At 58.9% G+C, this 13,397-nt stretch carries 8 protein-coding genes; 4 read left to right on the top strand and 4 right to left on the bottom strand.

The features are described from left to right. The 3 genes from HKN06_06235 to gdhA are packed head-to-tail and all read right to left on the bottom strand — an operon-like array spanning window position 1 to window position 4,649. The gene (locus HKN06_06235; protein NNF60913.1) at window positions 1-882 is read right to left on the bottom strand and encodes a hypothetical protein; all 882 of its coding nucleotides are present in this window, start codon (window positions 880-882) and stop codon (window positions 1-3) included. A gap of 6 nt (window positions 883-888) precedes the next feature. Then, window positions 889-3,291 (bottom strand): cyclic nucleotide-binding domain-containing protein, encoded by a 2,403-nt coding sequence (locus HKN06_06230; GenBank protein ID NNF60912.1) that lies wholly within the window; start codon window positions 3,289-3,291, stop codon window positions 889-891. A gap of 8 nt (window positions 3,292-3,299) precedes the next feature. Continuing rightward, window positions 3,300-4,649 (bottom strand): NADP-specific glutamate dehydrogenase, encoded by a 1,350-nt coding sequence (gene gdhA, locus HKN06_06225; GenBank protein ID NNF60911.1) that lies wholly within the window; start codon window positions 4,647-4,649, stop codon window positions 3,300-3,302. Window positions 4,650-4,761: 112 nt separating this feature from the next. On the opposite strand from gdhA, the gene HKN06_06220 reads away from it, so the two are divergent. From HKN06_06220 to HKN06_06210, 3 genes are all read left to right on the top strand, one after another. Continuing rightward, window positions 4,762-5,589, top strand: a complete 828-nt coding sequence (locus HKN06_06220; GenBank protein NNF60910.1) for a hypothetical protein — start codon at window positions 4,762-4,764, stop codon at window positions 5,587-5,589. 199 nt (window positions 5,590-5,788) lie between these two features. Next, a complete protein-coding gene (locus tag HKN06_06215) occupies window positions 5,789-7,654 on the top strand; it encodes an EAL domain-containing protein (protein NNF60909.1) in 1,866 nt (621 codons plus the stop codon). Window positions 7,655-7,666: 12 nt separating this feature from the next. Next, complete coding sequence (locus HKN06_06210; GenBank protein ID NNF60908.1) at window positions 7,667-8,530, top strand: diguanylate cyclase; 864 nt, start codon at window positions 7,667-7,669, stop codon at window positions 8,528-8,530. 188 nt (window positions 8,531-8,718) lie between these two features. Here HKN06_06210 and HKN06_06205 read toward each other — a convergent pair whose 3' ends face one another. After that, entirely contained in the window at window positions 8,719-11,961 is a 3,243-nt protein-coding gene (locus HKN06_06205) for a glycosyl hydrolase (GenBank protein ID NNF60907.1), read from the bottom strand. A 171-nt stretch (window positions 11,962-12,132) separates the two neighbouring features. Here HKN06_06205 and HKN06_06200 point away from each other — a divergent pair, with 171 nt between their 5' ends. Continuing rightward, the gene (locus tag HKN06_06200; protein ID NNF60906.1) at window positions 12,133-13,392 is read left to right on the top strand and encodes a cysteine desulfurase-like protein; all 1,260 of its coding nucleotides are present in this window, start codon (window positions 12,133-12,135) and stop codon (window positions 13,390-13,392) included. Window positions 13,393-13,397 lie beyond the last annotated feature (5 nt).

The following is a 13,397-nucleotide window of genomic DNA, read 5'->3' as shown; positions in this document are numbered from 1 at the left end:
CTACCAGTACAGGAACACAGAGATAATATGAACAGCGAGCGCGGCAATGAGCGCGATCGCCAGCGGAATATGCAGATAGAGCCAGAACTGCAGACGCGCCTGCATGCTGATGTCCCCACGGACCCTGCGCAGCAGCATTTGCCGGGTGGCAAAGAAGCCATTGATCTCGTCGATAAGCTTGTTCACCTCGCCGTCTGTCGACTGCGACTGGCGGCTGGCCAGCCACTCGATCGCGCGCGCCTGGTCAGCGTTTCTTTCGACACTGAAGTTTGCGCCGTCTTCAGTAGGAATGACTACCTTGGAATAATCGCGCCCTGACAGCTGCTGTCGCATGGTGCCGCCAACCACCGTGCGATTGATGGCACTGGTAACGACTTCGCGTACGTCCTCGGGTAAACCGCGCGCCAGCCGCAGGCTCTGACTGTCAATCGTGGTGACGTTGCTGATCAACTGGTCCAGCGTCATGTCGCCGCGGTTGCGGCTCAGCAGCGACGGATAGCGCAGGTAAACATATACGCCGTAAAACCCGCTGAAAATAGTCGCGCACATCAGCACGTAGGCCAGCGTGTGAATGTTCCAGCCAACCTGGAATCCAGCGTGCAGCGTCGCCACCAGCAACAAAGCGGTGCCCAGATACACATGTGCCGACAGCCAGCCCTCCAGCTTGCCGGTTGCCTGGTAGCGCCGCTTGCGTATGCCAAACGCTGTCAGCCACAGAATCAGCAGCGCGCCGATGGTACCCAGCGTGTAGCCGAGCCAGGTGCCGCCATTGGGCGGATAGGCAGACGGATAAAGCACGTAAGCAAGTACCGATACCACCGCAAGAATCAGCGCGATCCACAGATAGCGCTGGTTACGATAAACAAGAATCGATTCATGCATGACGCATCAGGTCCTCGTGCCGCGTGACAGCCGCACAAATTCCTTCGGATCGATACGCAACGCGGCGCCGGTCGGGCACGCGCGCACGCAGGCCGGACCGCCATCCAGGCCTTTGCACATGTCGCATTTGACCGCTTTCTTCGGCGTTGACGCATCGGTCTTGACGTAAACCTCTTCGCCCGGCGCGCGACCGCTGCCAAACAGCAGCCATTGCCAGAACTTCGGCTTCTCGTCGCTGACCACCGCCATGTGAATGACGCCGTAAGGACAATTGTTCTTGCAGTTCTCGCAGCCGATGCAGCTGTCATCCATATACACTTCACCGTTGACATTGCGGTGAATCGCATCCGGTGGACAGTCGGTCATGCAATGCGGATCTTCGCAGTGACGACAGGACGTAGGTACGTGCACGGTTGCATAAGTCGGGCCGGCCTCGCGATTCAGCCGTGATGTGCCCTGGTGAGTTTCGGCACAAGCCTTTTCGCAGTTATTGCAGCCCACGCACAAGGAAGAATCAATCAGCAACACATCGGTTGCCTCGATAACACCGGTTCGCTGGAAGAACTCGATGATGTCGCCGCTGTCGGGCAGCGCCTTCATGTCCGCAACCTGTTTCAGCCGCTTCTCGATCTGCGCTTCCATCCGGTCGCGCAGTTCGGGCGCGCGGCCCAGAAGATCGTTAAAAGAATCACGATCCAGCGTGATAGTCGCCGTCTTTACCGTCGCGGCAACTGTGGCATTACGCGGCATGTTGCTGATAAGCGCCATCTCGCCGACATAGTTGCCCGCACGCACGTAGTTGATCGGGATATCGCGCCCACCGATGTTTTTTGACACCGACACCGAGCCATTGCGGATGAGGTGGAATTCGTGACCCTCGTCACCTTCGTTGAAAAGAACTTCGCCCGGCTTGAATTCGCGCAGCTTTGCTGCCTCGACAATTGAACGCAGTTCAGATGCCGGCACATCCGGTGCAAAACTCGACTGGATGGCACGCAGGATGAAGGCATTGTCGATCGTTTGCCGGACATGGTCATCAGAGGCGATGAGTTTCTTCATCGTCCGCCGTGGTGTCTCGATAAGTACGCAGTCCGAGTCGGCCACCACCGTTGCGGTTCGACGGCGGCCGGAGATAAGGCTCATCTCACCGAAAAACTGACCCTGACGCAGCGGCAGGGAGGCATCTTTCGGGTCGCCGCGGCCGATCAGCACGCCGCCGTTGAAAATTGTATAAAAGGAGTCGGTGTAGTCATTGAGAGCAAACACCACTTCGCCGCGCACCGGCGTGCGTATCGTGGAGTCGAGCATCAGCTCGCGAAACACCAGGCTGTTGAGCGGGCCGAAAAGCGCGATGCGCTCCTGCATCAGCGCCAGCGTTTCTGTGACGCTGCCGAAATCGAGATTGCGGAATTTTTCTTCCAGCAGTGGTTCATCGGCCGGGCCGATTTCGTTGCCGAGGATGTACTCGACGGTCTCGTAGCCCTGGTTCATCGCCTGCTTGATCAGCGGGTATCCGCCCAGCGCACCGATGATGTAAAGCCCGGGCACATTCGACTCGTACTTGGCGGAAAGCTGCGGGATTGCGGTGGGCTTTTCGCTGGGGTATTCAACGCCGCAGGACTCGACGAATTTTCGCTGCGGAATGGCACCGATACGCGCAATGATGCGATTTATCGGCACATTGGCCTCACCATCCTCGGTGTTGAGCACCAGCAGTGCCGGACGCTCACTGTCAGGTGTTTCTTCGATGCGCACCGCGTTGCTCTTGTAAAAACACTGAATTTTCTCATCCTCGATTGCACGCATTATCAAGTTGAGGTTGCCGGTCTTGGCGCGGGCGAATTCGTCCTTGCGGTTTACGACATAGACAGTGTTGTTTTCCGCCAGCGCAACCGCATTTTCGATTGCCGCGTCACCGGCACCGACAATGACGATGGACTCGTCCTTGTACTCGTCGGGATCATCCAGTGTGTACTGCACCCATGGCGGGCCTTCACCCGGCACGCCCAGCTTGCGCGGGCTGCCCTGCACGCCAATGGAAAGAACAATGTTCTCCGCCTCGAACAGGTCGCCACCGGCGGTTTTCAGCAGGAACTTCGGATGCTGCCCTTCAATGGCGACGATGCCGGAGTTGAAATGAACATTGACGCCCTTGTCTTCCAGCGCCTGCTGCCAGGTGTCCAGAACCTGCTCACGTGTGCCGGCCTCGAAACCGGCATCACTACGCAGCGGCAACACGCCAGGCTCGGCCATGACGTGTTTGCCTTTCTGGTAGCGCTGGATCGTCTCGGCGTGCGCCGCAGTCGATTCGAACAGTATGTGGCTGGTGCCGGTTTCTGCCGCGTGCGCCGCGGCGCTAATCCCTGCCGGCCCGGCCCCTACTACCGCAACCTGAACTCTTAAAGTCAACCGTCAGCTCAAACAATGCCGTAAGCCATCATGGCATCGGCGACCTTGACGAAGCCGGCGATGTTCGCGCCCTTGAGATAATTGACGTTCTTTCCTTCCGTGCCGTAACGCACACATTGTTCATGGATGCCCTGCATGATGCCACGCAGACGCTCGTTGAGCTCGTCGCGGCCCCAGTTGAGGCGCATGCTGTTCTGGGTCATCTCCAAGCCGGATACTGCCACACCACCGGCGTTTGCAGCCTTGCTTGGTGCAAACAGTATGTTCGCGTCGATGAAAGCGTCGACGCCCTCTTTTACCGTCGGCATGTTGGCGCCTTCGGATACGGCTTTGCAGCCGTTGCCTATCAGCTCTTTGGCATCATCCAGGCTGATCTCGTTTTGCGTTGCGCAGGGAAATGCCAGGTCGCCTGGCACCATCCATGGCCGCTTGCCCTCATGAAACTCGGCGCCGTACTTGTCGGCGTATTCCTTGATGCGCCCGCGACGTTCATTCTTGAGTTCCTTGATAAACTCCAGCCTTTCGGCATCAATGCCGTTCTTGTCGTAAACAAAGCCGGACGAGTCGGACATCGTCAGCACCTTGCCACCGAGCTCGTTCAGTTTTTCGACCGTGTACTGCGCCACGTTACCGGAGCCAGACACCAGCGCCGTGTGGCCGTCGATGTGCTTGTCGATGTGCGTCAGCATGTCTTCCATCATGTAGACACAACCGTAACCGGTTGCCTCCACACGGATCTCGCTGCCACCAAACGCCAGGCCCTTGCCGGTGATAACGCCGGTGAACTGGTTGGACAAACGCTTGTACTGACCAAACAGGTAGCTGACTTCGCGCGCGCCCACGCCGATATCTCCGGCGGGCACGTCAGTATTCGGCCCGATGTGCCGGAACAGCTCCGTCATGAAGGCCTGGCAGAAACGCATTACCTCACGATCGGACTTACCTTTCGGATTGAAGTTGGCACCACCTTTACCGCCACCCATCGGCAACCCGGTCAGGCTGTTTTTAAATACCTGCTCGAAGGCCAGGAACTTCAGGATGCTCAAGGAAACGCTGGGGTGAAACCTCAACCCTCCCTTGTAAGGTCCAATCGCATTGTTGCACTGAACCCGGTAACCGCGGTTGACCCGCACATTTCCCTTGTCGTCCTCCCAGGCGACCCGGAATATCACTATACGGTCAGGCTCTGCCAGTCGTTCCAGAATCTGCTCGTCGCGGTACTCCGGATGCTCGTCGATGTATGGAATCACGCTGGCGGCAACTTCGTGCACTGCCTGGTGAAATTCTGATTCGCCCGGGTTGCGGCGTTGCAACCCTTCCATGAACTGCTCGAGGTGCGGACTACTGGCCATGATCATCCCCTTTTGCTCAGACACGTAGTTATAGTTATTCCAAATCAGTGTAGTCCAAAAACCGACAGCGCATGTGGTGCGCCGCATCAACCCGGAATCATTGCGTTAGTATGGCCATATGACACGCAGGATCCTGATAACTGTGGCCTGCCTGCTTGCTGTAATCGCAGCATTCACAGGGCAACTGGATGATTTTGGTGCCGAAGCTGCCGAAAAGGCGTTTCGACGTGCTCTTGTCACCTTTGCCGTAGCCAGAACACTCAACGGCGTGATCTCGGTTGCCCAGGGCACCGAGGTTGCGGTTGAACCAGCCGGCGTCGGTATGAATTTCACCGTCGGGCAGGTACTCGATCCGATCAATGATCTGATCGAAAGGTTTTCCTCGGTAATGCTGGTGGCCACCAGCGCGCTCGGACTGCAGAACATTCTGCTCGATGTCACCGGCTGGTGGGGTGTAAACCTGTTCCTGGTGCTGTCGCTTGTGGCGCTCGTAACAACACTATGGCTGCGCGGCGGCGAACGCTGGCAACGGCTTGGCCTGCGTTTCGCGCTGGTTGCCGTTGCCCTGCGCTTTGCGATACCGGTAGTCATCATCGGCACCAGTATGGTTTTCGACACCTTCCTTGCCGCCCAGCATGAGGCAGCAACGCAGGCGCTGCAGGCAACCAGCGATGACATCATTGAAATGAGCCGTGATAACGCACCACCTGCGCCATTACCGGACCAGTCCGTGCTCGACCGGTTGGGCGCATTTCTCGACGACTCCCTGCAACGCATGAACGTGGCCGAACGGCTCGAGCGCTTCCGTGAGCGGGCATCCAATGCCAGCGAACACATCATCAACCTCATCGTCATTTTTGTACTGCAGACGATAATAATTCCCATCCTGTTTCTGTGGCTGCTGGTTGAAGGCCTGAAAATGCTGGGCGGTCGCACCTTCAAATAAACCTCTTTACGGGCCACCCGGGCCCGGCCAATTGCAACGCTTTGGAAAATGTAACGACTTATGTGAAACAGGTCCGTTCAGGTCTGTGTCTGGCGTTGACATAAAAGCAAATTTTTGAAGATTCGGCACTGCGCTCACAAAAAAAACTGGACTGTTCTGCTCCAATGAGCCTCACGAGATCAACATCCGGAAAGCAGTTTTGTCAGAACAAATCGAACAGCACGCGCCGCCTGATAATGCGGCGAAACAGGATCGTCGCAGGCTCCGCACCGCATTGCTGGTCTGTCGGGATTCGCGCTCACTGCAGTGGGGGCCGCGCTGGCTGGAACAGTCAGGGTTTCTTACGACTATCGTCGAAGAGCCGGCCAGCGCCGAGCAGGTTGCGCGGGAGCTTCAACCATCGGTAATTATTGTCGATGCCGCAGCACGCGATGCGGATGGCAGGTGCCTCTATGAGTCCCTGCCACTGTGTGGCAATCGTGAGCCACTGCCGACAATCGTGCTGTGCGCGAATTCCCGTGATGTGCAGGTGGCACTTGATTCACCTCATGTCACCGAACTGGTACGCAAGCCTTACGACTGGAACCTGGTCAGCCGTCGCGCGGCTGCGGTTGCCGACATCGAAGTGCAGCGCAAGGAACTGACAAGCGCGATCAATGCACTACACAGCGCGCGTGCCGAGGCAGAAGTCGCCCGGATGGACCTGGAACGCAGCGTCGAGTGCGACGAGCTGACGGGGCTTGCTTCGCGCGCCAAATTCAAGCGTCTGCTCGAACAGTCGCTTTTTGTCGATCGCACAGAATCCGCTGGTCTTTCATTGCTCGTGGTTCGGATAAATCGTTTTCGCCTCGTCAACGAAGCACTGGGTCATGACAACGGCAACCGGGTACTGGTGCGGGTCGGCGAACGACTACGCAACTGTCTCAGTGAAAGTGCTGCCGTTGGTCAGGGGCTGGTGACCGTCGCGACCGGACGCCTTGGTGGCGTGCGCTTTGGCGTAACCGTAAGCCGTATGTCCGATGCCGAGGACCTTTCGCGGCTTGCTCACAAGATCCTGGATATCCTCAGCCTGCCTGTGCAGATAGACGGCCAGTCCATTTATCTGTCCGCCTGCGTTGGCGCGGCAGTGGCTCCGGTAGATGGCGAAACTGCCGACCAGCTGTTACAGCATGCAGAGATTGCTTTGCGTGAAGCAAAGCAGCGTGGCGGTGGCTTCAGCATGTTCAGAGAGCCGCTGGTCGCTGGCAGCGCGCGCAAGCTGCAGCTGGATTCGATGCTGCACGAAGCCATCGACCGTGCACAGTTATATATGGAGTACCAGCCGCTGCTGCAGGTGAGCGAAAACCGTGTGGTGGGTGCGGAGGCATTGCTGCGCTGGCATCACCCGGTGGAAGGCTGCATATCACCGGCTGAATTTATTCCCATCGCTGAGAAAAACGGCCTCATGACGCGGGTCGGGGCAATGGTAATCGACAGTGCCTGCCGGCAGCTGCGCCAATGGATTGATGCCGGCGCCGAAGATCTGCGCATGTGCATAAATCTGTCGCTTTACCAGCTGCGTCACAATGACGTCGTTGAGGTTGTCGAGCGCGCGCTGCACACGAGCCGGCTCGATCCGCGCCAGGTGGAGCTGGAGCTGAGCGAGCGCGGTGTCGTCGGGCGCGACAGCAAGGTGCTGAGTCAGCTGCATCGGCTCAAGGCACTTGGCGTGCGTCTGTCGATCGACGATTTTGGTACCGGCGAATCGGCCATCGCCTACCTGAAAGAGTTGCCGATCGACGCACTGAAAATCGATCGCTCCTATATCAGTGGAGCGATGCGCGACGGCCGGGATGCAACCATTGTTGCCGGAATGGTGGCGCTTGCCAGGCGGCTTGGCCTGACCGTGGTTGCCGAGGGCGTCGAGGCGGTCGAGCAGCTGGAACTCCTTCGTGAATGGGGCTGCCACCAGTACCAGGGTTTCTACTTTTCCCAATCGGTTCCAGGTGGTCGCTTCCTTCCGCTGGTTAACCGCGCCGACCAGCGCCTCAGTGCAACCGAAGGCAGCGTTCCGGAGTTGGCCTGACAGGGGTGTGGCGTGAACCTGAGCCACTACCTGCTTTTTGTCGCTGCAATTGCCGTGCTGCTTATCGCGGTATGGCAGGTACAGCGGCGGCGACTACAGATGGAGGCCGACTATCGGCACCGCCTGGAGCACGAAGTACGCAACCGCACCTCCGAGCTGGCGCAGATAAACGACGACCTGACGAGAGCCAACGAACGGCTGCTGGAAGCCAGCCTGACCGACCCGCTGACCGGTTTGCGTAACCGCCGTTTCCTGTTCGAGGAAGTGCTCCGCGATGTTGAGCTGATTCGTCGCCTGCAGGGAGCCGATGACCCGGCTGAGCCGGTTGCCGTGTTCAATATCGTCTTCCTGATGATCGATCTCGATCATTTCAAGGTGATCAATGACCGTTGTGGTCACGTGGCCGGTGACGAAGTCCTGCTGCAGGTGCGCGACATACTGCTGGGCGTGTGCCGCAGCTCGGATTTTGTCATCCGCTGGGGCGGCGACGAATTTGTCGTTGTAAGCCGCAACGCGAATCCCGATCAGATAGAAGCGCTGGCCGGGCGTATACGCAGCGATGTACGAAATCATGTGTTTGCACTGTCCGATGGCCAGGTCGTCCGACTGACAGCATCCCTCGGCTTTGCCTGCTACCCGTTTGCTGCTGAACAGCCGGAGCGCATCAGCTGGGAGCAGGTGTTGGGGCTGGCCGACAGCGCCCAGTACCTGGCCAAACGCAACCGAGATGCATGGGTCGGGTATTTCGATGCCGGCACTGCCACTTCAACACAACAGCTGCTTGCTGCAATTCGTTCTGATCCCCTGCAGGCACAGACAGATTCGCTGCTGGATATCCGCGCCTCATTCGCGCTCGATCTGGTCACACGCGTCTGAAATCGTCGAACCGGCCCGGCTAGGCATTATTTGCGGCTGAAGCCGCTTCCGCGAGAACCCATCGCAAGTCGTCGCGGCTGGAAGCCGCTCCCACAAAGCCGCTCCCACAAAGCCGCTCCCACAAAGCCGCTCCCACAAAGCCGCTCCCACAGGTCGCAAGTCGTCGCGGCTGGAAGCCGCTCCCACACCTATTCTGGCTGCCAGTCCGGCAACCGTCCCGGCGTCCACGGCGCGAGCATGCGATCTGCATCAGCTTCGAAAGCCACCAGCCTGTCGCGCACCTCACGCAAGTCCGCCAGCGCCTTGCCAAATGCCGAGGCCGCCAGATCGTAAGCACGCTGGTGTGTATCGGTGACCCGCGACTGTGATTTCCAGTGACCACCGACAATACTGCTGACGCGTTGTGAAATAGACCATGGCGACACCTCGCTGCGGGATCGCAGGGTCTGGTCACCACGAAGGGCAACGCTGATATCCGCCATTGCCAGTTCGATCTCGCGTAAACGTTGCTGGTCAGCGGCCGATGCAGCCGGTGTACGCAGTAATGCTTCCTGCAGGTGATCGATGCGGCTTTGGATTTCTGTGCCGGCCTCTACGGCACCTTTGACGGCACGACTCAGGCGGGCTGTTTTCAGCTGAAACTGCTGCAGCTGCGCGCGGTCAGCCAGGAGGACCGCACCCTCGTCCAATGGCGTGACATTAAATGCCACAGGCTGACTCACGTCAGACCATTTCCCGTCGACGGCCGTAACCAGTGTTGCGGTGTAGCGTCCGGGCAACGCCAGCGGGCCAATCGGATCGGATGCCCACGGCGAGCGAAAACCCTGGTCGCCCAGCTTGACCGGATCCGGCGCCGCCAGGCGCAGATCCCATGCGATACGATGGATGCCCTTGTTCGTCGGTCCGCTGACGCGATTGACTACCGCGCCGTCACTGTCGCGCACCACCACGAAAACCTTTGGCTCCTGTTCGCGATCTTCGGCCCGCAACGCATTCCATTCAGGGTAGGGCGTATCGCCGCCTTCTTTCCTTACTTCTTTTTCCTTCTCGCGACGCGCGTCTTTACGGGTTTTCAATCCATCACGCAGGTAATAGGTGAACACGGCGCCGTAAGGCGGGTTTGGTGCAGCATAGAACCCGTGACCCATGCTGCCTTTTTCATTGCCGCCCCATTTACTGCCCTCGATATAAAGAAGGGCATCCTTCACGGGAAACAGCCGAGCCGCGCTGTCGGCCAACTGACTGAAGGGGACACGCAGTGGTGTGTAGTCGTCGAGTATATAAATGCCACGCCCGAAGGTACCGATAACCAGGTCCTGTTCGCGCTGCTGGATTTCCAGATCACGCACGGCAATGGTGGGGAAACCGCCCTTCAGCTGGATCCACTTGCGGCCCCGGTCCTGGGTAAAAAACACGCCGAACTCGGTGCCAACGAACAGCAGATCCGGATCGACATGATCCTCGATAATCGTATGCGCGCTGCCTCGCTCCGGCAGGTTGCCACTTATGCTGCGCCAGCTGCGTCCGCGGTCGCGGCTGACCAGGACATACGGCTTGAAATCGCCCCGCTTGTGATTATCGAACACGGCATAAGCGACATCGGCGTCATGCTGGGAGGCGATGATGTCTTCGACCAGCGACATGTCCGGCACGCCGGAAAAACGATTCACCCGGCGCCAGTTGGTGCCGCCATCCGTAGTGACCTGGATCAGGCCATCATCGGTCCCGGCATACAGCAGGTTTTCATCAAACGGGCTTTCGGCAAGCGCAATGAGGCTGCCATACAGCGAGGTGGAGCGGTTCTTTGAAATGGCGTCCACGCTCCACACCCGGTCCATGACTTCGAGCTTGTTACGATCAAGCTGACGCGACAGGTCGCCGCTGATAGCCCGCCATGAATTACCCATATCGTCAGTGCGAAAAACGCGTTCCGCGCCGTAGTACAGCCGCTTGCGATCGTGATGACTGAGGACAAGCGGGGAGTTCCAGTTCCAGCGTAACTGGTCAGAGTCGTTATCCGGCTGTGGCGTGATGTAAACGCGCTCGTTCGTGCGCCGGTCGTAGCGCGCCAGACCGCCGTACTGGTACTGCGCATAGACTATGTTCGGATCCTGCGGATCGATTTGCGGCTTGTAGCCGTCGCCACCGAGCACCAGCAGCCAGTCGGAATTGGCGATACCGTGGATATTTGTGGTGCGTGAGGGGGCGCCGAGTGAGTTGTTGTCCTGAGTGCCACCGTAAACCCGGTAAAACGGCTTGGCGTTGTCCGGCGTCGCGCGATAGAACTGCGTAATTGGCAGGTTGCGAACGTGGCGCCAGGTCTGGCCCATGTCCCAGCTTTCATAGATGCCGCCGTCGCCGCCAATAATAAGGTGATCGGTGTTGGCCGGATCGATCCAGAGTGCGTGATCGTCCACATGTCGGTGCTCTATGCCCAGTCTTTGCCACGTCTTGCCCCCGTCGTGTGACACGCGGGCAAACGTATCCATCGAATACACCCGATCGGGGTTATGCGGGTCGACGATCAGCTCATTGTAATACTGCGGGCTGGAGGCCATATAGTCCGAGCGCTTTTCCCAGTTTTCGCCGAAGTCCGTCGACCGGTAAATACCCTTCTCTTTCGCGTCCGCTTCGACGATCGCATAGACAATGTCCGGATTTGATGGCGCCATGCCCAGGCCTATGCGGCCCATGTCACCGGACGGCAGGCCCGCGGTAATCTTCCGCCAGCTTTCACCGCCGTCGGTACTCTTGTGTATACCGCTGCCCGGTCCACCGTTGATCAGCGTCCACACATGACGACGACGCTGGTAACTCGACGCCAGCATGCGTTGCGGTTGCTGCGGGTGAATAACAAACTCGTTGACGCCGGTGTGCTTGTCGATGTGCAGAATGCGATGCCACGAAGCACCGCCGTCGGAGCTGCGATAAAGCCCGCGGTCGCCGCCTGAATTCCACAGCGGCCCTTGCGCGGCAACATAGACGGTAGCGGAGTCATCCGGATGAAAGGCAATCTGGCCGATGTGTTCGGAGTCTTTCAACCCGACATTGGCCCAGCTACGCCCGCCGTCGATAGACTTGTAGACGCCATCGCCAAAAGCAACACTGCGCTGGCTGTTGTTCTCACCCGTACCTACCCACACGGTAAGCGGATCATCCGGATCGAGCATGACAACGCCGATCGAATAGGAGGCTTCCTTGTCGAAAACCGGCTGCCAGGTGATGCCGTTGTTGGCGGTCTTCCACAAGCCACCGGAGGCGGTTGCCACAAAGTACTCCTGCCAGCGCTGCGGGTGCATGGCAAAATCGGTGATGCGTCCGGACGTGATGGCCGGGCCAATACCGCGCAGCTTCAGGCTGGAATAGACAGAGGCTGGCTCGCCATTATTGTCATCGGCAGCTGCCGGGACGGCAATTACGATCGCGCTCATCAGGGCGCAGCTAATCCATCCGGTCGAATTTCGCATATTGATCCCGTGGGATGTTGTGATTTGTGGCGGCCAAGGGTAGACCGTGCGGGATACCACGGCAATCGCAGCCGCAGTGCACAAATCGGCGCCGGCCGGGTTATCCTATGCAGCCCGCCAGAACACTGACAAATCATGCCACCAGATATTGCCACGATCCGCGAACAGTTCCCGGCCCTGGGCCTGAGCGACAACGGCCGCCGCCGGGTGTACCTCGATAATCCCGCCGGCACCCAGGTACCGCAAACAGTCATCGACGCCGTCAGCGGTTGCCTGCGCGACGCCAACGCCAATCTCGGCGGGCCGTTTGGCAGCTCGGTGGCCGCCGGCGAAATCTACGAAGCCGGTCATGCAGCAATGGCAGACCTGCTGAATGCAGACTCTCCCAACGAAATCGTGTTCGGTCCCAACATGACCACTCTGACGTTTCAGCTTTCGCGCTGCCTCGGCCGGCAGCTGCAGGCAGGCGACGAGATCATCGTCACCGAGCTGGATCATGATGCCAACGTTGCGCCGTGGATGCTGCTGGCGCAGGACCATGGCCTGGTGATCAAAAAGACGCGCCTGGATACCGCCAGCGGCAGGCTCGACTACGCCCATTTCGACAGCCTGGTGGGGAACCGCACAAAGCTGGTTTGTGTCGGCCATGCCAGCAACCTGCTGGGCACTATCAATGACATTAACCATGTGTGCAGCAAAGCACACCAGTTCGGCGCGCTGGTTTTTGTTGATGCGGTGCATTCGGCGCCACACCTTCCCGTTGACGTGCAGCAGCTGGGATGCGATTTTCTGGCCTGTTCACCCTACAAGTTTTTCGGGCCTCACCAGGGCGTACTCTGGGGCCGCGAACAGCTACTGAAGGACATTTTTTCCTACAAGCTGCGACCCGCACCGGATACCGTGCCGGGCCGCTTCGAAACCGGCACCCAGAGCCACGAGGCCATCGCCGGTGTAACCGCTGCGATAGATTACCTGGCGGGTCTTGCTGCCGACGGCGGCAACCGGCGCAGGCGTCTCGCCGCGGCAATGCAGGGTATACACGAATACGAAACCGCCCTGTGCGGGCAACTACTGGAGAGACTGGAGGCAGTTGACGGCATTTGTATTTATGGAATTACCGCGGCCGGACAATTACACGAGCGCACGCCAACGGTTTCGTTCACACTCGACGGTATACGGCCGGCTGCTATAGCCAGCCACCTTGGCCGCAACAATATTTTTTCCTGGTCCGGGCACAGCTATGCCGTAGAGCCGTGCCAGGCACTGGGCCTGCTGGAATCCGGCGGCGTCTTGCGCGTCGGATTGGTACATTACAACGCCGCCGATGACATCGACGCACTGGTCGACGCCCTCGGACAACTTGTCGCGGAACAGCGCAGCAAGCGTTCCGCCTGATACGG

The organism is Gammaproteobacteria bacterium (assembly GCA_013003425.1).
Taxonomy (GTDB): domain Bacteria; phylum Pseudomonadota; class Gammaproteobacteria; order Steroidobacterales; family JABDKV01; genus JABDJB01.
Note: the sequence above shows the minus strand (reverse complement) of the source record. Positions and strands in the feature narration are given on the sequence as shown.